The 22,719-nt window shown below is 71.1% G+C and carries 23 protein-coding genes; 14 read left to right on the plus strand and 9 right to left on the minus strand.

Translation table 11 applies throughout. From position 1 onward, the window contains the following. Positions 1-18 precede the first annotated feature (18 nt). Positions 19-900, plus strand: a complete 882-nt coding sequence (ligD, locus tag ACFYRX_RS00670; RefSeq protein WP_389095308.1) for a non-homologous end-joining DNA ligase — start codon at positions 19-21, stop codon at positions 898-900. A 367-nt stretch (positions 901-1,267) separates the two neighbouring features. Here ligD and ACFYRX_RS00675 read toward each other — a convergent pair whose 3' ends face one another. Continuing rightward, entirely contained in the window at positions 1,268-2,071 is an 804-nt protein-coding gene (locus ACFYRX_RS00675) for a nuclease-related domain-containing protein (RefSeq protein ID WP_389095310.1), read from the minus strand. 110 nt (positions 2,072-2,181) lie between these two features. On the opposite strand from ACFYRX_RS00675, the gene ACFYRX_RS00680 reads away from it, so the two are divergent. From ACFYRX_RS00680 to ACFYRX_RS00710, 7 genes are all read left to right on the plus strand, one after another. Continuing rightward, the gene (locus ACFYRX_RS00680) at positions 2,182-2,688 is read left to right on the plus strand and encodes a dual specificity protein phosphatase family protein (RefSeq protein WP_389096863.1); all 507 of its coding nucleotides are present in this window, start codon (positions 2,182-2,184) and stop codon (positions 2,686-2,688) included. A 105-nt stretch (positions 2,689-2,793) separates the two neighbouring features. After that, positions 2,794-3,519: a hypothetical protein gene (locus ACFYRX_RS00685; RefSeq protein WP_389095312.1), complete on the plus strand. Its 726-nt coding sequence runs from the start codon at positions 2,794-2,796 to the stop codon at positions 3,517-3,519. Further along, positions 3,516-4,751 carry an ATP-binding protein gene (locus ACFYRX_RS00690; RefSeq protein ID WP_389095314.1) on the plus strand — a complete coding sequence of 412 codons (1,236 nt, stop codon included), beginning with the start codon at positions 3,516-3,518 and terminating at the stop codon, positions 4,749-4,751. Before ACFYRX_RS00685 ends, ACFYRX_RS00690 begins: the two co-directional genes overlap by 4 nt. A 130-nt stretch (positions 4,752-4,881) precedes the next feature. Then, complete coding sequence (locus ACFYRX_RS00695) at positions 4,882-5,382, plus strand: SH3 domain-containing protein (RefSeq protein ID WP_389095316.1); 501 nt, start codon at positions 4,882-4,884, stop codon at positions 5,380-5,382. A 52-nt stretch (positions 5,383-5,434) separates the two neighbouring features. Continuing rightward, positions 5,435-6,796: an FtsW/RodA/SpoVE family cell cycle protein gene (locus ACFYRX_RS00700; RefSeq protein ID WP_389095318.1), complete on the plus strand. Its 1,362-nt coding sequence runs from the start codon at positions 5,435-5,437 to the stop codon at positions 6,794-6,796. A gap of 17 nt (positions 6,797-6,813) precedes the next feature. Beyond that, positions 6,814-8,277, plus strand: a complete 1,464-nt coding sequence (locus ACFYRX_RS00705) for a peptidoglycan D,D-transpeptidase FtsI family protein (protein WP_389096865.1) — start codon at positions 6,814-6,816, stop codon at positions 8,275-8,277. Positions 8,278-8,321: 44 nt separating this feature from the next. Beyond that, on the plus strand, positions 8,322-8,831 hold the full coding sequence (locus ACFYRX_RS00710) for a DUF3291 domain-containing protein (RefSeq protein WP_389095320.1): 510 nt from the start codon (positions 8,322-8,324) through the stop codon (positions 8,829-8,831). On the opposite strand, the gene ACFYRX_RS00715 is transcribed toward ACFYRX_RS00710, so the two are convergent. Both ACFYRX_RS00715 and ACFYRX_RS00720 read right to left on the minus strand, forming a co-directional pair. Further along, positions 8,828-9,718 (minus strand): hypothetical protein, encoded by an 891-nt coding sequence (locus ACFYRX_RS00715; RefSeq protein ID WP_389095322.1) that lies wholly within the window; start codon positions 9,716-9,718, stop codon positions 8,828-8,830. The two genes, ACFYRX_RS00710 and ACFYRX_RS00715, sit on opposite strands and share 4 nt — an antisense overlap. A gap of 9 nt (positions 9,719-9,727) precedes the next feature. Continuing rightward, the gene (locus ACFYRX_RS00720) at positions 9,728-10,840 is read right to left on the minus strand and encodes a ferritin-like domain-containing protein (RefSeq protein ID WP_389095324.1); all 1,113 of its coding nucleotides are present in this window, start codon (positions 10,838-10,840) and stop codon (positions 9,728-9,730) included. Between the two features lie 90 nt (positions 10,841-10,930). Between ACFYRX_RS00720 and ACFYRX_RS00725 the strand changes: the two genes are divergently transcribed. From ACFYRX_RS00725 to ACFYRX_RS00740, 4 genes are all read left to right on the plus strand, one after another. Further along, on the plus strand, positions 10,931-11,869 hold the full coding sequence (locus tag ACFYRX_RS00725; RefSeq protein ID WP_389095326.1) for a diiron oxygenase: 939 nt from the start codon (positions 10,931-10,933) through the stop codon (positions 11,867-11,869). A gap of 159 nt (positions 11,870-12,028) precedes the next feature. Further along, positions 12,029-12,676 carry a TetR/AcrR family transcriptional regulator gene (locus ACFYRX_RS00730; protein WP_389095328.1) on the plus strand — a complete coding sequence of 216 codons (648 nt, stop codon included), beginning with the start codon at positions 12,029-12,031 and terminating at the stop codon, positions 12,674-12,676. Between the two features lie 10 nt (positions 12,677-12,686). Further along, positions 12,687-13,001: a hypothetical protein gene (locus ACFYRX_RS00735; RefSeq protein WP_389095330.1), complete on the plus strand. Its 315-nt coding sequence runs from the start codon at positions 12,687-12,689 to the stop codon at positions 12,999-13,001. A 103-nt stretch (positions 13,002-13,104) separates the two neighbouring features. Beyond that, positions 13,105-14,199 (plus strand): C40 family peptidase, encoded by a 1,095-nt coding sequence (locus tag ACFYRX_RS00740; RefSeq protein ID WP_389095332.1) that lies wholly within the window; start codon positions 13,105-13,107, stop codon positions 14,197-14,199. On the opposite strand, the gene ACFYRX_RS00745 is transcribed toward ACFYRX_RS00740, so the two are convergent. Genes ACFYRX_RS00745 through ACFYRX_RS00765 form a run of 5 tightly spaced genes read right to left on the minus strand, consistent with a single transcriptional unit; the run spans position 14,148 to position 19,750 of the window. Further along, positions 14,148-15,401: a styrene monooxygenase/indole monooxygenase family protein gene (locus tag ACFYRX_RS00745; RefSeq protein WP_389095334.1), complete on the minus strand. Its 1,254-nt coding sequence runs from the start codon at positions 15,399-15,401 to the stop codon at positions 14,148-14,150. The genes ACFYRX_RS00740 and ACFYRX_RS00745 overlap by 52 nt on opposite strands. 24 nt (positions 15,402-15,425) lie before the next feature. Continuing rightward, entirely contained in the window at positions 15,426-16,052 is a 627-nt protein-coding gene (locus ACFYRX_RS00750) for an ATP/GTP-binding protein (RefSeq protein WP_389095336.1), read from the minus strand. Beyond that, positions 16,033-16,437 carry a DUF742 domain-containing protein gene (locus ACFYRX_RS00755; RefSeq protein WP_389095338.1) on the minus strand — a complete coding sequence of 135 codons (405 nt, stop codon included), beginning with the start codon at positions 16,435-16,437 and terminating at the stop codon, positions 16,033-16,035. Before ACFYRX_RS00755 ends, ACFYRX_RS00750 begins: the two co-directional genes overlap by 20 nt. Then, positions 16,434-16,937, minus strand: coding sequence for a roadblock/LC7 domain-containing protein (locus tag ACFYRX_RS00760; RefSeq protein WP_389095340.1), 504 nt, complete (start codon positions 16,935-16,937; stop codon positions 16,434-16,436). Before ACFYRX_RS00760 ends, ACFYRX_RS00755 begins: the two co-directional genes overlap by 4 nt. Then, a complete protein-coding gene (locus ACFYRX_RS00765) occupies positions 16,934-19,750 on the minus strand; it encodes a nitrate- and nitrite sensing domain-containing protein (protein ID WP_389095342.1) in 2,817 nt (938 codons plus the stop codon). The genes ACFYRX_RS00760 and ACFYRX_RS00765 overlap by 4 nt, the downstream gene beginning before the upstream one ends. 372 nt (positions 19,751-20,122) lie before the next feature. On the opposite strand from ACFYRX_RS00765, the gene ACFYRX_RS00770 reads away from it, so the two are divergent. Continuing rightward, positions 20,123-20,956 (plus strand): hypothetical protein, encoded by an 834-nt coding sequence (locus ACFYRX_RS00770; RefSeq protein WP_389095344.1) that lies wholly within the window; start codon positions 20,123-20,125, stop codon positions 20,954-20,956. 134 nt (positions 20,957-21,090) lie between these two features. Here ACFYRX_RS00770 and ACFYRX_RS00775 read toward each other — a convergent pair whose 3' ends face one another. Then, positions 21,091-21,585 (minus strand): MarR family winged helix-turn-helix transcriptional regulator, encoded by a 495-nt coding sequence (locus ACFYRX_RS00775; RefSeq protein WP_389095346.1) that lies wholly within the window; start codon positions 21,583-21,585, stop codon positions 21,091-21,093. Between the two features lie 242 nt (positions 21,586-21,827). Here ACFYRX_RS00775 and ACFYRX_RS00780 point away from each other — a divergent pair, with 242 nt between their 5' ends. Beyond that, positions 21,828-22,664 (plus strand): lysozyme, encoded by an 837-nt coding sequence (locus tag ACFYRX_RS00780; RefSeq protein ID WP_389095348.1) that lies wholly within the window; start codon positions 21,828-21,830, stop codon positions 22,662-22,664. Positions 22,665-22,719 lie beyond the last annotated feature (55 nt).

Below are 22,719 nucleotides of genomic sequence, written 5' to 3' on the forward strand. Positions count from 1 at the left end.
CCGTGGGATTCTCATGGTATGACGCCGATCACAGAGGTGGACGGGCGGAGGGTCACGCTCAGCAACCTGGAGAAGGTGCTGTATCCGGCGACCGGCTTCACCAAGGGCGAGGTGCTGCACTACTACGCCACGACCGCCGAAGTCCTGCTCCCCCATCTGCGTGACCGCGCGGTCTCCTTCCTGCGCTATCCGGACGGCCCCGAGGGGCAGGTGTTCTTCGCCAAGAACGTCCCTCCTGGCACGCCCGACTGGGTCACCACGGCCGAGGTGCCGCGCTCGGAGGGGCCGGCCCGCATGGTGCTGGTCCAGGACCTCGCGAGTCTGATGTGGGCCGCGAATCTGGTCACCGAGTTCCACACCCACCAGTGGGTGGTCGACGCGCCCGACGAGGCCGACCGTCTGGTCCTCGACCTGGACCCGGGTCCGCCCGCCACGATCGTCGCGTGCTGCGAGGTCGCGCTGTGGCTGCGGGAGCGGTTGGCCGCGGACGGTATCGAGGCGTACCCGAAGACCGCCGGGTCGAAGGGGCTGCATCTGCTGGCGGCGGTCCGGGGGGCGTCTTCCGACCAGGTCTCGGAGTACGCCAGGAAGCTCGCGGTGGAGGCGGAGCGGGCGATGCCCCGGCTGGCCCTGCACCGGATGACCCGCAGTCTGCGGCCCGGGAAGGTCTTCGTCGACTGGAGTCAGAACGCGGCCCGTAAGACCACGGCCACGCCGTACACCCTGCGGGCCCGGGAGCGGCCGCTCGTGTCGGCGCCTGTGACGTGGGCGGAGGTGTCGGAGTGTGGGGCGTCGGGGCAACTCGCCTTCCAGGCCGGGGACATGGAGGCACGGCTACAGGATTACGGTGACCTGTTGGCTCCGCTTCTCGATGGTCACGGGGCGGCGGCGTTGCCGTGAGCGGCCCGTCCGGGGTGGGGGGGTGGGTTGGCGAGTGCGGGTGTGTTGTGGCTGGGTGCGCCCCTGGGTGGGTGCCGGTCGGGTGGCTTGGTGGGTGCAGGGCGCTTGTGCTCGGGTGCGCGGTTCCCCGCGCCCCTGGGTGGGTGCCGGGGCGGGAGACCTGGCGGGTACAGCGCGATTGTGCTCGGGTGCGCCGTTCCCCGCGCCCCTGGGTGGGGGCCGGGGCGGGAGACCTGGCGGGTACAGCGCGATTGTGCTCGGGTGCGCCGTTCCCCGCGCCCCTGGGTGGGGGCCGGGGCGGGCGGCTTGGCGGGTGCAGGGCGCTTGTGCTCGGGTGCGCGGTTCCCCGCGCCCCTGGGGTGTCGGGTCAGGTCTTTGTCCAGGTGTGGCGGTCTCTTGCCATGGCGTGGAGGGCCTCCACGTCCGCCGGTTTGAGTACGCCGCCGAGGCGGACGAGGTCGTCGAGGTCCGTGTCCTTGAGGATGCGTGTCTCGCGAGGCCGGAGGGTGATCGCGATGTCCGTGGGGCCGACGAGGGCGAGGACCGGGTGGACCTCGGCCGTGAGGGCGTAGGTGGCCCGGTCGGCGTCGGCACGGACGCGGCGCAGCACCGGCCGGGGTTCGCGGCGGCCGAGGGCGACCATCGGGTCGGCGACCGTGACGCGCTGCTTGCGGGCGTACAGGGTGTGCACGGCGAACAGTCCGCCGGGGCCGATAGTCAGATGGTGGATGCGGTCGCCGCCGGGGAGGGGGACGGAGTGCAGGGTGTGCCAGCCCGCGCCGTCGAGGCGGTCCAGCGCGTCGCCCACCGTCTGCTCGGCTTCCAGGGCGTGCCGACGGGGGTCGCGGCGGAGCCGGTGCGAGGGCCCCGGGTCCCGGTCGAGGGCGATCTGGAGGGACTCGCCGGGCCGGTTGGGTGCGAGGTCGTCGTCGGGATGGAGGGAGAGCCGGGCCAGTTCGGCGGGCGTCGGCACGGGGGGTGGGCCCACGGCCACCCGGCCGGTCAGGAAGGGACCGAGGGCGTCCAGCACGTCCTCTCTGCGGTCCTCGCTCAGCAGATTGATCCGGGCCGCCTCACGGTCGTACCAGGCGATGTTCCTGCCGTCCGTGAGGCAGACGTACAGCCGTTCCTGACCATGGCGCCAGGTCGGTACGACGCGTAGTCCGCTCATGCACCATCACCCCACGGACCATGGGAACAGGCGGGGTGCTGCGCAGGCAAGAAGGCGGTTACCTTTGAGGTGCGTTGCAGGGCTTGTCGCAGGGGCTTGGGGAGGCGCTGTTGCGGACCCGCAGGAAGCAACCCGATGTACCGGCTCCGGACCGGGCGTGGGACGAGATCGTGCCCGGGCTGTGGATGGGCGGGCACGAGTTCCGGGGCCTTTCCGGGCAACGGGAGTTCGCCGTCGTACGGGACGAGTTCGATGTCGTGCAGACGCTGTTGCGGCTGCCGGGGCACGGTCCCGATCCCGGTGTCGAGCACCATGTGTGGCCGATCCCGGACGGCCCGCTGGACGGCACCCAGCTCGCGGGGGTGATGCGCCTCGCGCGGGCCGCGAGCGACGCACTGGACGAGGGCCGCAGGGTCCTCGTCCGCTGTTACCACGGCTACAACCGCTCGGGCCTGGTCGTGGCGCACGCCCTGGTCCGCAGGGGGCATACGGCCGACGAGGCGATCCGGCTGATCCGGGGCCGGCGCTCGCCGTGGGCGCTGCACAACGAACTGTTCGTCGAGTACCTCCGGGCCGGTCTCCCGACGGCCCGGCTGCTGGAGGAGCTGACCGAGTAGGCCGCCCGGAGCAGCCGGAACGCAAAGAGGACTTGCACACGAATAAGGTGGCCGGGGCCGACGCACGCCCCGGCCCGGACCTCAGGCGCAAACCCCAGGAGCACAGTGCCACCCGCCCGCCGCGCGCCCCGTACGACCCGTGCCGTCGCCGCCGTCGCCCTGCTGCTGGTGGCCGCGGCGGGCTGCGGTGACGCGGGTGACCTGGTCGGTGCGGGGTCGACGCCGACCGCGATCAGCCCGGACCGGCTGTGGCCGCGGCTGACGCCCGCCTCCAGCCCCGCCTTCACGATCGACGAGGTGGACCGGCACGTCGTCAAGGGCGTCGCCGTGCCCGGTGACGACATCCGCGCGGTGGACCCGGTCGCGGTCGTGCGCGCCGAGATCAAGTCGGCACCCGCCGACTACGCCGCGGGCGGCTACGTACGGACGGCCCGCCTGATGGCCGACTGCGGCAGGAGCGGCGCGGCCGGGAAGGCGTGCCCCGTCCTCGAGCCGTACTACCGCGATCTGACCGGTGACGGGCGCGACGACCTGACGCTGGGCTTCCTCCAGTTGCCCGGCAACATCACCGCCGTACGCGTGTACACCGTCGAGAAGCACCGGCTCGTGCAGGTCATGCACTGGGAGGACGCGGTCAGCGGGGTGGAGCTGGCCGGGCGGTCCGTCATCATCCGTTCGCCGTCCGAGGTGGCCGGGTACGAGTACCGCCTCCAGTGGACCTGGGACCAGGTGCAGAAGGCGATGCTCCTCACCCACGACGAGATGCTCCGGACGGGCAAGAGCACCCGTGCCCCCGGCGGCTCGCCCAGCCCGTCCGCGAGCGCGCGATGAGACTCGCGCTCCCCCGCTGGTCCGGCACCCTCGCGGTGAAGGCCGCCGTCTTCATCACCGTCATGTGCTGCGCGCTCGCCGCGCTGCTCGGTGTCCTCGTGCACGTCTCGGTGACGAACCAGACCGTCGGCGAGGCACGTGACCTGGCGCTGAGCCGGCTGAAGGACGCGACCGAGGCGTACGAGGCCGGGGACACGCTGAAGTGGGACGCCGGTGTGGATCCGCCGGATCTGCCCGGGTCGTTGCGGGCGTTGGCGGCAGCTGGCGACCGCGGCACGATGGTCGGCGTGCACCGCGGGCGGCCCACGATGTGGGCGGCGGGTCCGGCCGACGGGAACCGGTCGCTGGCCGTGGAGGTCGACTACTCGCAGAACGCGCGGACGATCGCGGCGCTCGACCGGGCGATCCTGTGGTCGTCGGGGCTGGCGATCACGGCGACGCTGCTGGTGGGGGCGTTCGCGGTCACCCGGGTGACCAAGCGGCTGCACACGACCGCGCGGGTGGCCCGGCGGATCAGCGCGGGCGACCTCGACGCGCGCGTCGACGATCCGCGCACGAAGGATCCGTCGCGGCCGCAGGACGAGGTGGCCGCGGTGGCCGCCGCGCTGGACTCCATGGCGGCGTCACTGCAGGGGAAGCTGCTGAGCGAGCAGCGGTTCACGGCGGATGTCGCGCATGAGTTGCGGACCCCTCTGACCGGGTTGCACGCGGCCGCCGAGCTGTTGCCGCCGGGGCGGCCCACGGAGCTGGTGCGGGACCGGGTGGGGGCGTTGCGGACGCTGACCGAGGACCTGTTGGAGATCTCCCGGCTGGAGACCGGGCGGGAGCGGCTGGAAGTGGACACGGAACGGCTGGCCGCGGTGGCCGAGCGGGTGGTGCGGGTGTCGGGGACCGACACCGAGGTCGTCGTGGTGCGGGATGCGGCCGTGGACACCGACCGGCGGCGGCTGGAGCGGGTGCTGGGGAATCTGGTGGCCAACGCGCATCGGCACGGGCGGGGACCGGTGTCCCTGACGGTCGACGGGACGGTGGTGACCGTTCGGGACCACGGGGACGGGTTCCCCGACTATCTCGTCGAGCACGGGCCGCAGCGGTTCCGTACGGAGGGCGGGGCGCGGGGGCACGGGCTGGGGCTGACCATCGCGGTGGGACAGGCGGAGGTGCTGGGGGCCCGGCTCGCGTTCTCGAACGCGGATGACGGTGGGGCGGTCGCGACCCTGACCTTGCGGTAGTGCCTGGCCGGCTTCTCCCAGGAAGGGCCCCACGCCGAGTTCTCCTATGGCCCAGTTCGAAAGGCGACCTTCCCGGCCGCCTCCTAACGTGGCGAATAGTCAGGTTCGTACCCCGTTCACGGAGGCTCCCATGTCCCTGCGCTCACGACTCTCCATAGCCGTCGCCGTCGGCGCTCTCGCCGTCACGGCCCTCGGCACGCCCGCCGTCGCCGAGGACGACTGGGGGGACTCCGGCAGCGACTGGGGGAACCAGCAGGACCAGGGGCAGGGGCAGGGACATGAGCAGGGGCAGGGGCAGGGGCAGAACCAGTGGCAAGGACAGGGACAGGGTCAGAATCAGGACCCGAGTCACCAGAACAGCAACCAGAACCAGGTCAGCAACCAGAACAGCAACCCGCGGCTCTACAAGGGCGTCGTGACGGCCAGTTCGCTCGCGCTGCGCAGTGCGCCGAACCGGGGCGGGCAGATCATCCGGTGGGCCGCGAACGGCGACTCCGTCACGATCTTCTGCAAGACCGGCGGCCAGAACATCGACGGCAACTCCACCTGGTACCTCCTCACGGACGGCACCTGGGCCTGGGGTTCGGCCCGGTACATCCACGTCTTCGGTGCCACGCCACGCACGTGCTGACACCCCGCACGAGCTAGGCAGACATCACGTCTGATTTGGGTAGGTTCCGGACATGACCAAGGCCGGAACCACCGTGGCCCCCGCGGACGCCGCCGTTTCCGCGGCACGCCTGCCCCGGCGCCGTGGCATCGAACTGGCCCTCCTCGTCCTCGCCGTCCTGCTCTGCGTGTACGGCTACTGCGCTGTCGGCCTCGCCAAGAACGGCACCCTCCCGCCCGGCGCCGCCGGTTACGGCGCCGGGCTCGGCACGCTCGCGCTGCTCGCCCATATCGCCGTACGTCTGCGGGCGCCATACGCGGATCCGCTCCTGCTGCCCATCGGTGTGCTGCTCAACGGCCTGGGGCTGGTGCTCATCCACCGGCTCGACCTGGAGACGCCCGGCGACCGCGCGGCCCCCGCCCAGCTGGTGTGGTCCACGGTCGGGGTGACCCTGTTCATCGTGGTCGTGCTCGCGCTGCGCGACCATCGCGTGCTCCAGCGGTACGCCTACGTCTGTGTCGCCGCCGCGCTGGTGCTGCTGATCCTCCCGATCCTGTTCCCCGCCGTGAACGGCGCCCGCATCTGGATCCGGATCGCCGGGTTCTCCATCCAGCCGGGCGAGTTCGCGAAGGTGCTGCTCGCGGTGTTCTTCGCCGCGTACCTGGCAGCCAACCGGAACGCGCTGGCGTTCGCGGGCCGACGGTTCTGGGGCCTGCAACTGCCCACCGGGCGGGTACTGGGCCCCCTCCTCGCCATCTGGCTGGTCAGCGTGGGGGTGCTGGTCCTGGAGCGGGATCTCGGCACCTCGCTGCTGTTCTTCGGCCTGTTCGTCGTTCTCCTGTACGTCGCCACCGGGCTCACCGGCTGGATCGCGCTGGGGCTGCTGCTGGCCGCCGTCGGTGCCTTCGCCGTGGGCTGGCTGGAGCCGCATGTGCACAGCAGGGTGGAGGACTGGCTGCATCCGTTCGCGTCGATCAAGGCGGGCCAGGGCCCGAACCAGCTCGCGCAGTCCCTGTTCGCGTTCGCCGCGGGCGGGATCCTCGGCACCGGGCTCGGGCTCGGGCACTCGATCCTGATCGGCTTCGCGGCGAAGTCCGACTTCATCCTGGCGACGGCCGGCGAGGAGCTGGGCCTGGCCGGACTGTCCGCGATCTTCCTGCTGTACGGCCTGCTCGTGGAGCGCGGCTACCGGGCGGGGCTCGCGCTGCGGGACCCGTTCGGGCGGCTGCTGGCGACGGGTCTCGCCTCGATCGTGGCGCTCCAGGTGTTCGTGATCGCGGGCGGGGTCGGCGGGCTGATCCCGCTCACCGGCATGGCGATGCCGTTCCTCGCGCAGGGCGGCTCGTCGGTCGTCACCAACTGGGCGATCGTGGCGCTGCTGATCCGGGTGAGCGACTCGGCCCGCGGTCAGTACGACGGAGAGGAGACCCCGTGACGACGCGAGGGCCCGGCATGACCCGTTACATCCGGCACGCCGCCGTCTTCTGCGCCCTGCTGCTGACGGCGCTCCTCGTCAACGCCGTCCGCCTCCAGGTCGTCGAGGCCCGCGCCCACGACGAGAACCCGGCCAACCGCCGGGAGAACATCGCCCGTTACGACCGGCAGCGCGGCGACATCCTGGTGGGCGGGCGGCCGGTCACGGGGTCCCGGGACACCGCGGAGCAGCTGCGCTACGAACGGACGTACACGGACGGGCCGTTGTACGCGCCGGTCACCGGTTTCGCCTCGCAGGAGTACGGCACGACCCTGCTGGAACACGCCGAGGACGGGGTCCTGTCGGGCGCGGACCCGCTGCTGACGCCGTTCCCGCTGTGGAACGACTTCACGCGCAGGCACAACCCGGGCGGGAACGTCGTCACCACGCTCAACGGGGCCGCGCAGAGGGCGGCTTACCGCGGGCTCGGCGGGCGCAAGGGGGCGGTGGCCGCCGTGGAGCCGTCGACGGGGCGGATCCTGGCGCTGGTGTCCTCACCGTCGTACGACCCGGGGGCACTGTCGGGCAACGACCCGCGGGTGGGCAGGTCCTGGGCCCGGCTCAACGCCGACGTGGACAGGCCGATGCTCAACCGGGCGGTACGGCAGACCTATCCGCCGGGGTCGACGTTCAAGGTCGTCACCGCGGCTGCGGCACTGGACGCCGGCGTGGTGACGGACGTGGACGCGCCGACCGACTCGCCCGCGCCCTACCGGCTGCCCGGGACCCGGACCTCGCTGACCAACGAGTCCGACGGCTGTGCGGATCTCTCCCTGCGGGAGGCCTTCAGATGGTCGTGCAACACGGTGTTCGCGAAGCTCGGCGTGGACGTGGGGGTGGGTGACATGACGGCCACCGCGCACGCCTTCGGCTTCAACGACCACTCGCTGCGGATCCCGTTCTCGGTGGCCCGGAGCACCTTCGATCCGACCGTCGACAAGGCGCAGTTGGCGCTGTCGTCGATCGGTCAGTACAACACCCGCGCGACCCCGCTGCAGATGGCGATGGTCTCGGCGGCCGTCGCCAACGGCGGTCAGATCCGCACGCCCTATCTGGTGGAGCGGACCACCACGGACGCCGGCGCCATCGTGGCGACGGCGGGCTCCCGTCCGGTACGGCAGGCGATGCAGCCCTCGACGGCCGCACGGCTGAAGGAGCTCATGGCGCAGGTGGTCACCGAGGGCACCGGCACCAACGCCGCCATTGCCGGAGCCACCGTGGGCGGCAAGACCGGCACGGCCCAGCACGGCGTCGGCAACGCCGGGACGCCCTATGCCTGGTTCGTGTCCTGGGCGCAGGGCGATCGGGACATGGAACCGAAGGTCGCGGTGGCCGTGGTGGTGGAGGACGCGTCGACGGACCGGGGGGACATCACCGGCGGCGGGGTGGCGGCGCCGATCGCCCGGGCGGTGATGGAGGCGGTGCTCAACTCCAAGGAGTGAGACGGGGGTTGAGGAGCGCGGGCTACCGACCTAACGTTCGGTCCATGATTGAAGCCCATGCATACGAACTCGCCCAGGTGAACATCGGCCGCCTCAGCGCACCTCTGGACTCGGCGCAGTTGAAGGACTTCGTCGACAACCTCGACCCCGTCAACGCCGACGCGGACGCCGCCGACGGCTTCGTCTGGCGCCTGGAGGGCGAGTCGGGCGACGCGACGGACGTGTCCGTCTTCGGCGACGAGTGGCTGATCATCAACATGTCGGTGTGGCGGGACACCGACGCGTTGACGGCGTACATGTACCAGGGCCGGCACCGCGAGATGCTCGCCCGCCGCCGGGAGTTCTTCGAACGGGTGCAGGAGGCGATGGTGACGATGTGGTGGGTTCCGGCCGGTCACCGCCCCACGGTCGCCGAGGCCGAGTCCCGCCTGCTGCACCTGCGCACGAACGGCCCGACGCCGTACGCGTTCACACTGCGCACGCCGTACCCGGCGCAGGGGGCGCAGCCGGTCACGGCCCTGGAGATCCCGGACGACCTGGGCTGCTCGGTCTAGATCGGCTTGCGCATCTCCGAGCGGATCCGGAGGGTGGTCGCCGCCGCCTTGTCCAGGTCGACCTTGAACGGGTCCTGGTTCATCGTGTCCGGCGCCAACTCGGCCACCGCCGCGCCCGTGTTGCCGTCGCCCCAGGCGCAGACGGGGACCGTCATCGCCGTGGCGGCCTGGCCCTTCGTGAGGACCTCGCAGGTGACGGTGATCCCGTCGGCGCCCTCGGGGTGAAAGTCCTCCGCGGATACGGCGAGCTGGATACCCTCGCCCCGCGCCGCACCCGACAGCAGGCTCTCCCGCATCCGGTCGGGGTGCTTGAACTGCCCGTACATGCCCGAGACCACGAGTCCGCCCTTGGCCTGGTCACCGCCCAGGGTGTACTCGCCGACGGCCGCCTTCAGGTCCTTGTAGCCCCAGGCGCCGTCCGCCTCCTTCTCGATCGACCGGGCGGCCGGGGAGTCGGAGAGGTCCTGGTCGAGTTCGTAGCGGCCGTCCAACAGCGTCTTGGGCAGGTCGAGGGTGTACTCGGCCGCCGGGAAGGGGGTACCCGTCTCCTCGACCCCGCGCATGAGCGAGCCCGCCACGCCCAGGGCGACGAGTCCGCCCACGACGGCGAGGATCACCATGAGCGGACGCCGCTTCGGGGGCGGGGCGACAGGCGGCGCGCCCCAGCCGTACGGCTGCTGCTGGGGGAACGGAGCACCGTACGGCGGCTGTTGGGGGTACGGGTTCCCGTACTGCGGTTGCTGCTGCGGTTGTGGCTGCTGCACGGGCGGTGCGCCGTACGGCTGTTGCTGACCGTACGGGCCCGGGGCGTAAGGGCCCTGCGGAGCCTGGGGAAACTGCTGGCCGTATGGATTCTGCGGCCCGTACGGACCCTGGGGCGTGGACACGTCAGTACGTTACTCCATGTGAGCGGCCCCCTCCTCGATGGCTTCACCCACCTCGGCGACCCGCTCCCGCTCCTCCGCCGCGAAGCGCTCCGCGTCCAGTTTCTCGGCGAGTTCCTCGTCCTGGGCCATGAGGAGGTCGAGATTGGAGTCGCCCATCTCGAAGACGCCCATGTCCACGTAGGCCTGTTGGAGGCGTGGGCCCCACAGGCCGATGTCCTTGACGCAGGGGACGATCCGGGAGAAGAGCAACCGCCGGAAGAGAGCGAGGAATTCGGACTGCTCGCTGTACTCCTCGGCCTCCGCCCTGGGGATACCGAAGTTCTCCAGGACCTCCACTCCACGCAGCCGGTCGCGCATCAGGTAGCAGCCCTGGATCACGAACTCCTCGCGTTCACGGAGTTCGGCGTCGGAGAGCTGCTTGTAGTAGTCCCGCAGTGCCATGCGCCCGAAGGCCACGTGCCGGGCCTCGTCCTGCATGACGTACGCGAGGATCTGCTTGGGCAGGGGCTTGTCGGTGGTGTCGCGGATCATGCCGAAGGCGGCCAGCGCGAGGCCCTCGATCAGGACCTGCATGCCGAGGTAGGGCATGTCCCAGCGCGAGTCGCGGAGCGTGTCGCCCAGCAGGGACTGGAGGTTGTCGTTGACCGGGTACAGCATCCCGATCTTCTCGTGCAGGAAACGGCCGTAGATCTCCGCGTGCCGGGCCTCGTCCATGGTCTGGGTCGCCGAGTAGAACTTGGCGTCGAGGTCGGGGGCGGACTCGACGATCCTCGCGGCGCACACCATCGCGCCCTGCTCGCCGTGCAGGAACTGGCTGAACTGCCAGGAGGCGAGGTGCTTGCGGAGTTCACCCTTGTCCTGGTCGGTGAACTTCGCCCAGTACTTGGTGCCGTAGAGGGAGATGGACTCGTCGGGGGTGCCGAGGGCGTCGCACGGATCGACTTCGAGGTCCCAGTCGATACGCGTCCGCCCGTCCCACTGCTTGTCCTTGCCCTTCTGGTAGAGGGCGAGGAGGCGGTCGCGGCCGTTGTCGTACTCCCAGCTGAAGCGGGCCGCGCCGGTCGCCGGTACCTGCCAGTGGGGGTCCTCGGGGTCCGTGGTGTACAGGTCGAATGTCGGCATGTGGGGCAGGCTGCCGCTTCGTAGACGCCGGGTCAACAAGTCGTGCGCGAGGGATTGACGGGCTTGCTGACAGGCAGTCTCATAAGAGCCATGACGAGTCTGACAGAAGTCGACGCGCTCGCAGGGCTGCGTGACGCGCTCGGTCTGCTCAAGGACCGGGAGCAGGTGGCCCAGCGGCTGCTCGACTCCTCCGCGAAGCACTCCTTCGATCCGGACAGGGAACTGGACTGGGACGCGCCCTTCGAGGAGGGCAAGTGGTTCTGGCCGCCGGAACTGGTCTCGCTCTACGACACCCCGATGTGGCGTCGGATGAGCGAGGAGCAGCGGATCCTGCTGTCGCAGCACGAGGCCGCGGCGCTGGCCTCGCTGGGGATCTGGTTCGAGCTGATCCTCATGCAGCTGCTGGTCCGTCATATCTACGACAAGGCGGCCACGAGCGCCCATGTGCGGTACGCGCTCACCGAGATCGAGGACGAGTGCCGGCACTCGAAGATGTTCGCGCGGCTGATCTCGCGGGGCGGTACGCCCTGGTATCCGGTGAGCCCGGCCCATCAGCGGCTCGGGCGGCTGTTCAAGACCATCTCCACGACGCCGGGGTCCTTCACGGCGACGCTGCTGGGCGAGGAGGTCCTCGACTGGATGCAGCGGCTGACGTTCCCGGACGAGCGCGTGCAGCCGCTGATCCGGGGCGTGACACGGATCCACGTGGTGGAGGAGGCCCGGCACGTGCGGTACGCCCGCGAGGAGCTGCGGCGGCAGATGGTCACGGCTCCGCGCTGGTCGCAGGAGTTCACGCGGGTCACCTCCGGGGAGTTCGCGCGGGTGTTCTCCGTGGCCTTCGTGAACCCGGAGGTGTACACGAACGTGGGCCTCGACCAGCGGGAGGCGCTGGCGCAGGTTCGCGGCAGCGGGCATCGGAGGGAGGTCATGCAGACGGGCGCTCGGCGGTTGACCGACTTCCTGGACGACATCGGGGTGCTGCGGGGTGTCGGGCGACGGCTGTGGAGGTCGTCGGGACTGCTGGCCTGATCGTCGGGTGCGGGCCGGTGGGGGCTGGTCGCGCCCCGCGGCGGAGCCGCTGATGTCACAGCCCCGCGCCCCTGGGTGGGTGCAGTCACGCCTTTTAGGGGCGCGGGGAACTGCGCGACCAGCCACGACGCGCCCGCAGGCGCCGACTACGCTGCACCCATGACCCCTGCCGCGCCCGCCTATCGGAGACTCGGTGTCGAGGAGCGCCGAAGCCAGCTCCTCGAAGCCGCCCTCACACTCTTCGCGCACCGCGTCCCCGAGGACGTCTCCCTCGACGACGTGGCGGAGGCGGCCGGAGTCTCCCGCCCCCTCGTGTACCGGTACTTCCCCGGTGGCAAGCAGCAGCTGTACGAGGCCGCGCTGCGGTCCGCCGCCGAAGAGCTCCAGGACTGCTTCGACGAGCCCCGCGACGGCCCCCTCCTCCCCCGGCTCTCCCGTGCCCTCGACCGTTACCTCGCCTTCGTCGACCAGCACGACGCCGGTTTCAGCGCCCTGCTCCAGGGCGGCAGCGTCGTCGGGACGTCCCGGACCACCGCCATCGTCGACGGCGTACGACGGGCCGCCGCCGAGCACATCCTCAGCCACCTCGGCGTCGCCGAACCCGGTCTGCGGCTGCGGATGACCGTGCGGATGTGGATCACGGCCGTGGAGGCGGCCTCCCTGATCTGGCTCGACGAGGGCAAGGAGCCCCCGGTGGAGGAGCTGCGGGACTGGCTGGTGGAGCAGTTCGCCGCCGTTCTCACGGTGACAGCGAACCGTGACCCGCAGACCGCCGCGCTGGTCACGGCCCTCGCGGCGGATGGCTGACACTGGTGCCGTGAAGAGCGAAGACACCCCCTTCGAGGGCGGCCCCATGGACGGCCGGGTGCTGCCCGTGCTGCTGGGACCGACCGGGCAGCCGCCGAAGACGTACCGCATCCCCGTCCCCGATGCGGCCGGCGGCCCGCCCACCGTGCTGGTGTACAAGCGCGCGCCGAGGGGGCACACCAGGAGGCTGGGGATCCAGACGGGGTGGAAGTACGAGTACTCCGCCGGAGGTGAGGCAGGGGAGGGGAAGGCGGACGGCGGCCTGAAGTGGCCCTGGTCCAAACCCGACAGGCCGGACGCCGGGCAGAACTCCACCGACGGGTGACGACGTTGCGCCGAACCGCCCACACCCGGCGCGCGAAAACCCGGACGCCGCCTGATGCTCGCCGTGCGGACCAGAGGGGCTGCTCCGCGCGGGAGGTGATGACGTGTCAGGAAGGCTTCTGCGTCTGGTGTGTACGGCGGCGGTGGTGGCCGGCACGGTCCTCGCACCGCTGCCCGCGGCCGCCGTACCGGAGCCGGAGCCGCGCGAACGCTCCGTGGCCGACCTGCTGACGGACCTTCAGCGGCTGTACCGGGAGGCCGAGAAGGCCACCGAGACCTACAACGCCACCGAGGAGAAGCTGAGGCTCAAGCGCGCCGAGCTGACCCGGCTGGACTCCGCGCTCACCGAGGCCCGTCTCTCCCTGCACGACAGCCGGGGGGCCGCGGGGCGGCTGGCCCGGCAGCAGTACCAGAACAGCACCGACATCTCGCCGTACGTCCGCCTCCTCCTCGCCCGTGACCCCCAGCACGCCCTCGACCAGGGCCATGTCATCGGCCAGTTGGCGAAGGAGCGGGCCGACACCGTCGGCCGTCTCACCGGCACCGAGCACCGGGCCGACGAACTCGCCCGCAGGGCACGCGGGGCGCTCGACGACCAGCTCACCCTCGCGGCCCGGCAGAAGAAGGACCGGGACGACGTACGGGACAGGCTCGACGACGTGGCCGGGCTGCTCGCCTCCCTCACCGCCGAACAGCTCACCAGGCTGGCCGAGTTCGAGGAGCAGGGCGTTCAGAAGGCGCAGCAGGAGCTGACCGCTTCGGGCGCCCTCGGCGACGACGACCGGGAGCCGTCACGGGAGGGCGAGAAGGCCCTGGAGTACGCCCGCCGCCAGCTCGGGAAGCCGTACGAATGGGGCGCGGAGGGCCCGAAGACGTACGACTGCTCGGGCTTGACGTCCCAGGCCTGGGCACATGCGGGCACCGCGATCCCGAGGACCAGCCAGGAACAGTGGGCGCGGCTCCCGAGGATCGACCTGGAGGACCTGCGCCCGGGAGACCTGGTGATCTACTTCCCGGAGGCGACCCACGTGGCGATCTACCTGGGGCAGGGAGAGGTCATCGAGGCCCCGAGAACGGGCGAGAAGATCAAGGTGTCCCCGATCGCGTCCCACCCGCTCCTCGGTGCCGTACGCCCGGACGAGGCCGGTCAGGCCCCCGCCACCGACGCGAGGTACGCCCCCGTCTTCTCGGGCTCGTAGAAGTAGTTCTCGAAGTCGGCCGGGTCGTCGAAGCCGTTGGCGAAACGGTCCGCCACCGGCTGCAGCTGCCCGGCCGCGCCGATCAGGTTCAGGATGTGCTCCGGCGGCGGCGCGAGCATCGCGTTCGTCCACTTGGTGACGTGCCGGGCGGTGTCCCAGTAGCGTTCGAACGTCGCCCGCATCCAGGCCTCGTCGAACTCCTTCTCCCCCTGGTCGAGGATCGACGCGAGATACGAAGCGGCGCACTTGGAAGCGGAGTTGGAGCCCTGCCCGGTGATCGGGTCGTTGGCGACGACGACGTCGGCGACGCCGAGGACCAGTCCCCCACCGGGCAGGCGGCCTATCGGATTGCGCACTGTGGGCGCGTACCGGCCGGCCAACGTCGCGCCGGCGTCGGTGAGTTCGGTCTTCGTGGCCCGGGCGTACTCCCAGGGCAGGAACGTCTCCATGAGCCGCAGGGTCAGGGAGAGGTGTTCCGCCGGGTCCTTGACGCCGTTGAAGACGTCGAGCGGGCCGCCGGGTACGCCCTCCCAGAACAGGATGTCGGCGCGCCCGGAGGTGGTGAGCGTCGGCATGACGAACAGTTCGCCGACCCCGGGGACGAGGTTGCAGCGGACGGCCTCGGTGTCCGGGTGCTCGGGGCGCGGGCCCAGGCCGTGGACGTAGGAGACGGCGAGGGCGCGCTGCGGCTGGGTGTACGGAGAGCGCTCGGGATCGCGGGCGAACATCGACACCAGCTCGCCCTTGCCCGCCGAGACCAGCACGAGGTCGTACGTGCGGGAGAAGTAGTCGAGGTCGCCGACGGCCGCGCCGTGGATCACGAGCTGGCCGCCGCGCTGGGCGAAGGTCTCCATCCAGCCGGCCATCTTCACCCGCTGGTCGACCGACTGCGCGTACCCGTCGAGGGTGCCCAGCCAGTCGATCGCGCGCTGCGAGGGCCCCGGGTCGAAGGAGCCGGGAGCCGCCACCGAGACACCGAGTCCCTTGATCTTCGGGGCCTGGGACTCCCAGAAGTTCAGCTGGAGGTCGCGCTCGTGCTGGAGTGCCGTGTCGAACATGCACTGCGTCGACATGACCCGGCCGGCGCGGATCTCGTCCGCCGTCCGGTTGGACATCAGGGTGACCTCGTACCCGTGCGACTGGAGGCCGAGGGCGAGCTGGAGTCCGGACTGGCCGGCTCCGACGACGAGTATCTTCCGCATGCGGGTGATGGCTCCTAACCAGGGCTACTCGGGGGTGACGTCCAGCGCGTGGCCGACGAGGGACAGGAGCGTCTCGATCGCCGAGATCCTCCTTCGCGCGTCCATGATCATGACAGGTATGTGCGCGGGGATCGTCAACGCCTCCCGCACGTCCTCCGGTTCGAAGCGGTCACTGCCCTCGAAGTGGTTGACCGCGACGACATACGGCATCCCGCAGCTCTCGAAGTAGTCCAGCGCCGGGAAGCAGTCCTTCAGCCGCCTGGTGTCGGCGAGGACGACCGCGCCGATCGCGCCGCGCACCAGGTCGTCCCACATGAACCAGAACCGCTCCTGGCCCGGCGTGCCGAAGAGGTAGAGCACCAGGTCGTCGTCGAGCGTGATGCGGCCGTAGTCCATGGCCACGGTGGTGGTGACCTTCTCCGGGGTGCCGGTGAGGTCGTCGAGCTGCTCACTGGCCTCGGTCATCAGCGCCTCCGTCTGGAGGGGCTCGATCTCCGAGACGGTGCCCACGAGGGTGGTCTTGCCCGCGCCGAAGCCGCCGGCCACGACTATCTTCGTGGCGACGGGGGCCCGGGTGCGGTCCGTCTGCCAGGACTTCAGGTTGTCGTCGGTGTCCTCGAACGCGAGGTCCCTAAAGGCGACGGAGTCCACTCAGCACCCTTTCCAGCAGAGCGCGGTCGGGACGGCCCGTACCGTGACCGGTACCGGTGCCGTACACACGGATCTTTCCCTGGTCCGCGAGGTCGCTGAGGAGCACGCGGACCACACCGAGCGGCATCTTGAGCAGCGCGGCGATCTCGGCCACCGTGCGCATCCGGCGGCACAGTTCGACGATGGCCCGCAGCTCCGGCATGACCGACCTCAGCGAGCCGTTGGTCAACTCCTTGCGCTCCTCGGGGGCTTCGATAGCCGCAACGAACGTCTCCACCAGGAGGACGTGACCGAAGCGGGTACGGCCGCCGGTGAGGGAGTACGGCCGCACCCGTGCGGGTTTGCGGTCGCCGCCGCGGACCGGGAGCTCGGGCCTGTTCGTCATCGGGCGCTCCCCGTCCCGTCGTTCTCCAGCGACTGCCGTAGCTCGCTGCGGAGTTCGGGGGTCAGGACGTGGCCCGCACGGCCGACGAACAACGCCATGTGGTAGGCCACCACGCTCATGTCGCAGTCCGCGGAGCCGTGAACGCCGAGCAGCGAACCGTCGCTGATCGACATCACGAAGAGGCTGCCCTCGTCCATCGCGATCATGGTGTGCTTCGTGGAGCCGTACTCCATGAGCTTCGCGGCACCGAGAGTGAGGCTGCCGATGCCGGAGACGATGGTCGCGAGGTCCGCGGCGGAGCCACGGGGGCCGGACGGCCTGGCCTCGCGTGTCTCCCGTGCTTCCGCGTTCCGCTCGGCGTCGGAGGAGAGCAGGAGCAGGCCGTCCGAGGAGACGACGGCCACGGACTGGACGCCCGGTACCTCCTCGACGAGATTGGTCAGCAGGAAGTGGAGATTGCGGGCTTCACGACTCAGTCCGAAGGTACTGGGCGCGGTCAACTGCTTGCCTCCTCGGCTGTGCCCCCCGTGACTTCTTCGGATGCGGTGCTGTGCGTGTCCGGCAGTCTGGTCTCGCCGGTCTTTTCCTCGATCTCCACCGCCACGTCGCGGTAGCCTGCCTCCGCCCCCCGGCGGAAGCCACCCAGCCTGCGGCGGAGGGCGTCGGCGTCGACCGCGCTGTTGCGCTGACGGGGTGCCGGGGCGGACGCGGTGATCTTCGGGGTGCGCTTGGGGAGGCCCTTGTCGGTCAGGGGCTCCGCGTCGGCGCGGGTGTGTTCCTCGTCGGCGCGAGCGTGTTCCCCGTCGGTGTTCCCGCCCGTGTCACCCGTACCGCTTTCGCCGTCGGGTTCCGCGGGGCTCATGGGGCTTGTACAGCTCGACGGTTCGTAGGGCGCGACAGGTTCGTAGGCCGCGACGGGCTCGACGGGCACGACGGGTTCGTCGGCCGTCGGCTCCGGCGGCACCGGGGCGAGGAGCTCCATCGTCGTCTCGGCGGGGGACTCCGGCCTGCCGTGTTCCGTCGGCTCGTCCACGGCCGCCTCGCGCACGGCCTCCTCCGCCAGCGTCACCAGCGGGTCGCCGGTCCCCGAACGGCCGCTCAGGACGTTGGAGTTGACCTCCGCGTCCGCTCCCGGCAGGGAGTAGGAGTGGCTCACGTCGCCCACCGGGCCGTCGGCGGCCGGGACGGCGGACGTGGGGGCGGCGGTGAGCAGGGTCTTCGGGAGGACGATGACCGCGGCCACGCCTCCCTGCTTCTGCTCGCGCAGCTGCACGCGCACGCCGTGCCGGTGGGCGAGGCGGGCCACCACGTACAGGCCGAGGCCGAGCCCCTCGTCGCCCTCGTCGTACGACTCGTACGCGGCCTCCGGATCGAAGTCGGCGAGCCGGGAGTTGAGGGTGCTCATCCGCTCGGCGGTCATGCCGATGCCCTCGTCCTGGACGGAGAGCATGACCTCGCCGCTCTCCAGCAGCCAGCCGGAGACCTCGACGGGCAGGTCGGGCGGGGAGAACGAGCTGGCGTTCTCCATCAACTCGGCCAGCAGGTGCGAGAGGTCGTCCGCGGCGAACCCGGCCACATGGGCGTGCGGCGGGAGGGCCGCGATACGGACCCGCTCGTAGCGCTCGATCTCGCTGACCGCGGCCCGCACGACGTCGACCAGCGGGACCGGGCCCGCACTCTGTTGCACGTGTTCCGTACCGGCCAGGACGAGGAGGTTCTCGCTGTGCCGGCGCATGACGGTGGCGAAGTGGTCGAGCTTGAAGAGGGTGGCCAGCCGCTCGGGGTCCTGCTCGCGCTCCTCCAGGCCCTCGATGACCGCGAGTTGACGCTCGACGAGGCCGAGGGTGCGCAGGGCGAGGTTGACGAAGGTGGCGCCGATGGTGGTCCGCAGCCGCTCCAACTGGGCCCCGGAGTCCGCGAGTTCACTCTTGAGCTGCTCGCGGGCGTCCGCCATCTTCTGCCGCTGGCCGACCAGGTGCTTGCGGTCGGACTCCAGGGTGGTGACCCGCTCGGCGAGGGCGACGGCGTGCGCGTGCAGGGCGTTGACGGAACGGACGACCTGCGCGAACTCGTCGTTGCGGCCGGTGAAGGCGACCGCTTCCTCGGCGGTGGGGTCCTCGGCCCCGGCGAGCCGGGCGGAGCCGCGGCGCAGCACGGACAGGGGGCGGGTGAGGGTGCGGGCCATGGCGGTGGCGATGCCGACGGCGAGCAGTATCAGCGCGCCGAGGATCGCGACTCGCAGTTCCAGCGCGGTGACGTCGTCGTCGCGCAGCTGGGCGAGCTCCTTGACCCGGCGCTCGAAGAGCGCGGACTCGGTGCCGCGCATGAGGTCGACGCGGGCGGAGAGGGCCGCGTCGAGCTTGGCGGTGCTGGTGCCCAGGTCGCCGGTGGAGAGGGTGGGCTGGTCGGTGAGGGCGGCGAGGTACTTGTCGGCGGAGTTGACCTCGGGGCCGGTGACCGTGGAGTCGTAGCTCGCCACGGCGGTCGCGGGCGCGGAGTCGTGGAAGTCGGCGAGGCCCGCGTCGGAGCGCAGCCGGGCCTGCTGGGCGGCTGCGCTGAGCGCGTCGCGCTGCTTGGCGTCGGCCGCCGAGGACACCTTCTTGGTGCTGGTGAGGCCGGTGATCGGGTCGTAGACGCTCTGGGTCGTCGTCGGCACGTTCAGCGCGGCGAGCAGCAGCCCACGGGTGGCGGCGGCCTGCTGTACGGCGGAGTCGAGTTCGGCGAGGGAGTAGGTGCCGGAGCCCGCGCGGGCCGGCATCCGCTCGGCCAGTTCCTCGGCGAGCCGGTGGAGCTGGGTGATGGCGGCGGAGTAGGCGTTGTGCGCCTCGAGGGCGGTGCTCTTGCCGGTGAGCGCGGACCGTCGTACGGCGGCGATGTCGTCGAGGTCGGCGCGCAGGGTCGCGGAGACGTCGGTGTCGGCGCGCAGTTCCTCGACCTGGCGGTCCACGCGGGCGCTCGACTGCTCGGTCGGCGCCTTCGTCCTGGGCCGGCCGGCCGCGAGGTAGGAGGTGACCTCGTCGCGTTCGTCGGCGAGCGAATGGGCGAGGTCGAGCGCGTCCTGGGTCTGTCCGGCGAAGGTCACCAGGTCCTGGGAGTCGTGGAGTTCTCCGGAGGCGGTGACCAGGGAAGGGGCACCGGCTCCGGCGACGGCGGCGGCCACGACGGCGGCGGCGAGAATCAGCCGGGTGCGGACGTGGGTGGGGCGGCCCTTGCCGACGGGAGTCTCGGGGGCGCCGGGCGTGGCGGGTGTGCGCTCCGCGCCCGTGCCGGAGGCCGTCTGCTTGCCTGTGCGACGAGGCCGCGTCTTCTGCACCGCTGCTCGCATTCCTGAACTCGTGAAACCCATGGGCCCGTGGTGACGCTCCGTCAACTGGCGTGCACACCGGGGTACGATTCCCGACCCTCCCAGCGCCGGTGGGCGGTGGCCGCGCATCGCCGGGGCCGCCACCCGAAGGAGTGAACCCCGTAGGGGAGTTGGCGGGCAAGTTCCTGAGGCACCCGCACGAACCCTGCACGGCTTGCCGGTTGGACGCCGACCACGACCGGTGGCAGTATTCGCCAGCACGTCCGCCCGGAACAAACCATTCCACCCCAAACCCGGCGCCTGACCTGCGCGACTGCGTCAATTCCGCACCCGTTGCCGCTCTTTGGCGAAGATCGTGAAGGGCTCGTGCAGACTGGCCGAATGCGTACGGAACTTGTCTCGGAGCCCGGCGATCCGAACCGCCCCAACGAGGACTTCGCGAGCGTCGCTCTACCCGCGTCCGGGCGGGGCGGCGCGGTGATCGCCCTCGACGGAGTGACCCCGCCCGACGGTCCGACGGGCTGTCCGCACAGCGTCCCCTGGTTCACGGCACGGCTGGGCGGGGCGCTGACCGAACTGGCCGTTTCGCTCCCGGATGTTCCGCTGACCGGGGCGTTGTCCCGGGCGATCACGCGCACGGCGGAGGCCCACGACGAGGGCTGTGACCTTTCTCACCCGCGTACTCCCCAAGCGACGGTGGTGATGGCGCGCTGGTCCCCGTCGACGGTCGAGTACCTGGTGCTGTCGGACTCGGCACTCCTGGTGGAGGCCCCGGACGGCACGGTGACCCCGTATCTGGACGACCGCCTCGCCCGCCTCCCCCGCGCCTCTCTGGCCACGGATGCCCTGATCGACGCCGGCCTGCGCAACAAGGAGGGCGGATTCTTCACGGCGGCGGCGGATCCGGCGGTGGCGCGGCGGGCGGTGACGGGAGTGCTGCCCCGCTCGTCGGTCCGCACCCTGGTGGCCATGACGGACGGGGCGACCCGATGGGTGGAGAAGTTCGGGGAGGGCGACTGGGGCGACTGCCTCACCTTCGTACGGAAGGAAGGGGCGCAGGCGCTGGTGGACCGGGTCCGGGAGCTGGAGCGGGCGGACGCGGAGACCCGGACGTATCTCCGGCGGAGCAAGACGCACGACGACGCGACGGTGGTGTACGCGGAGCTGGAGCAGGTCGCGAGCTCGGTCGGGGGTACCGGTTCCCGGCAGCCCTAGGGGATGCCCGGGCGGGCGCCGAAGGGGGCGCGGAGACCGTCTCCCGCCGGTTCGCCACCGGTTCACCGCCGGCCGCCTCGGCCCCAGAGGGCATCTCGTAGCTCACCTTCGTGGCGCGGACGGGGGCGCGGCGGCTACCTCTCCATTCCCCGGTTCAGCTGGTGCAGCAGCCGTGCCAGTTCGGTGACCTCGTCGGAGTCCCAGTGCGCCAGCCGGCCCGCGTACCGGGCCCGCCGTGCGTCCCGGACGCGTTTCACCCGGGAGCGGCCCTCCTCGGTGAGGTCGACCAGCCAGGCGCGCCCGTCGGCGGGGTCCGGTTCGCGAGTGACCAGGCCCAGTTCCTCCAGGGCGCGGAGCTGGCGGGACATGGTCGCCTTGCCGACGCCGATGTAGCCGGCCAGTTCGGTGGCCCGCTGGCGGCCGCATTCATCCAGACGGACGAGCAGCCCGTAGGCCGCCGTCTCCAGGTCGGGATGGACCTCGCGGGCCATCTCCCCCTGGTTGGCCCGGGCGCGTCGCAGCAGGACGGTCAACTCCCGTTCGAGCGCCAGGAATCCGGGCTGGTCCACACCGCTCGGCGACGCTTCGGCCGCACCCCGGCGCCCGCCGTCGTTTCCGTCTTCGTGCACGTCAGCCCCTGCCTCGGATTTCGCGGTCCTGGAAGTTCCCGCCAAATTGCGCCATCACCCCAGCTCCGTAAGTATTTCGCAGGGCTGGACCAATGGCAGCCTCCGGTCCCCCTTCCCACCCCCTCGCCCGAGTTCGTAACTTCTCCACCGCGCAGCTACTGGCATGCCCATGCCAGTCGTGGCACGGCACCGCATGTTCCCCCACCCCCCACCGAGCGTCACCGAGCCTTCGGAGGCACGCCATGACCGTGCACAGACCTGGACCGATATCCGCCCGGCGCCTCTTCCTCGCCGGACTCCTGCTCGCCGCGTTCTCCCTGCTGCATCTCCCCCGCCTCGCCGAAGCCTCCGAGGCCTTCGACGCCACCGCCACCCCGGCCCGCGGCTCCGCCCACATGGGAATGGGCGTCGTAGCGCATGACGGCCAGGGCGGCTTCCCCTCCGACACCCGCGCCGCCCGCACGGAGGGTGTCGACGTCGCCAGCTACCAGGGCAACGTCTCCTGGCCGACCCTGTGGAACAGCGGGGTCCGATGGGCGTACACCAAGGCGAGCGAGGGGACGTACTACACCAATCCGTACTTCAGCCAGCAGTACAACGGCGCCTACGGCGTCGGAATGATCCGCGGCGCGTACCACTTCGCCACCCCGGACACCACGAGCGGCGTAACGCAGGCGAACTACTTCGTCGACCACGGCGGCGGCTGGTCCCAGGACGGCAGGACGCTGCCCGGCGCGCTCGACATCGAGTGGAACCCGTACGGCGACGCCTGCTTCGGCAAGAGCCAGAGCGCGATGGTCGCCTGGATCCGTGACTTCCTGAACCAGTACGAGGCACGGACCGGCCGGAACGCCGTCATCTACACGGCCACCAGCTGGTGGACCCAGTGCACCGGCGACTACGGCGGCTTCTCCGCCAACCCGCTGTGGATCGCCCGGTACGCCTCGACTGCGGGCACCCTCCCGTCCGGCTGGAACTCGTACACCATGTGGCAGTACACCTCCTCCGGCCCGACGGTCGGCGACCACGACAAGTTCGCCGGTGACCTGGACCGCGTGCAGGACCTCGCCAACGGCTGACCCGTCGTCGTACGGCGAAGGCCCGGGCCTCCCTCACGAGAACCCGGGCCTTCAC

Origin of the sequence: Streptomyces sp. NPDC005374 (assembly GCF_042872225.1) — a bacterium.
GTDB lineage: Bacteria > Actinomycetota > Actinomycetes > Streptomycetales > Streptomycetaceae > Streptomyces.

What these genes read in the sequence shown, in the direction of transcription:
- ligD (WP_389095308.1), top strand. Translation starts at nt 19, where the DNA reads ATGACGCCGATCACAGAGGTGGACGGGCGGAGGGTCACGCTCAGCAAC.
- ACFYRX_RS00675 (WP_389095310.1), bottom strand. Translation starts at nt 2,071, where the DNA reads ATGAGCGGACTACGCGTCGTACCGACCTGGCGCCATGGTCAGGAACGG.
- ACFYRX_RS00690 (WP_389095314.1), top strand. Translation starts at nt 3,516, where the DNA reads ATGAGACTCGCGCTCCCCCGCTGGTCCGGCACCCTCGCGGTGAAGGCC.
- ACFYRX_RS00695 (WP_389095316.1), top strand. Translation starts at nt 4,882, where the DNA reads ATGTCCCTGCGCTCACGACTCTCCATAGCCGTCGCCGTCGGCGCTCTC.
- ACFYRX_RS00700 (WP_389095318.1), top strand. Translation starts at nt 5,435, where the DNA reads ATGACCAAGGCCGGAACCACCGTGGCCCCCGCGGACGCCGCCGTTTCC.
- ACFYRX_RS00705 (WP_389096865.1), top strand. Translation starts at nt 6,814, where the DNA reads ATGACCCGTTACATCCGGCACGCCGCCGTCTTCTGCGCCCTGCTGCTG.
- ACFYRX_RS00710 (WP_389095320.1), top strand. Translation starts at nt 8,322, where the DNA reads ATGATTGAAGCCCATGCATACGAACTCGCCCAGGTGAACATCGGCCGC.
- ACFYRX_RS00720 (WP_389095324.1), bottom strand. Translation starts at nt 10,840, where the DNA reads ATGCCGACATTCGACCTGTACACCACGGACCCCGAGGACCCCCACTGG.
- ACFYRX_RS00725 (WP_389095326.1), top strand. Translation starts at nt 10,931, where the DNA reads ATGACGAGTCTGACAGAAGTCGACGCGCTCGCAGGGCTGCGTGACGCG.
- ACFYRX_RS00730 (WP_389095328.1), top strand. Translation starts at nt 12,029, where the DNA reads ATGACCCCTGCCGCGCCCGCCTATCGGAGACTCGGTGTCGAGGAGCGC.
- ACFYRX_RS00745 (WP_389095334.1), bottom strand. Translation starts at nt 15,401, where the DNA reads ATGCGGAAGATACTCGTCGTCGGAGCCGGCCAGTCCGGACTCCAGCTC.
- ACFYRX_RS00755 (WP_389095338.1), bottom strand. Translation starts at nt 16,437, where the DNA reads ATGACGAACAGGCCCGAGCTCCCGGTCCGCGGCGGCGACCGCAAACCC.
- ACFYRX_RS00770 (WP_389095344.1), top strand. Translation starts at nt 20,123, where the DNA reads ATGCGTACGGAACTTGTCTCGGAGCCCGGCGATCCGAACCGCCCCAAC.
- ACFYRX_RS00780 (WP_389095348.1), top strand. Translation starts at nt 21,828, where the DNA reads ATGACCGTGCACAGACCTGGACCGATATCCGCCCGGCGCCTCTTCCTC.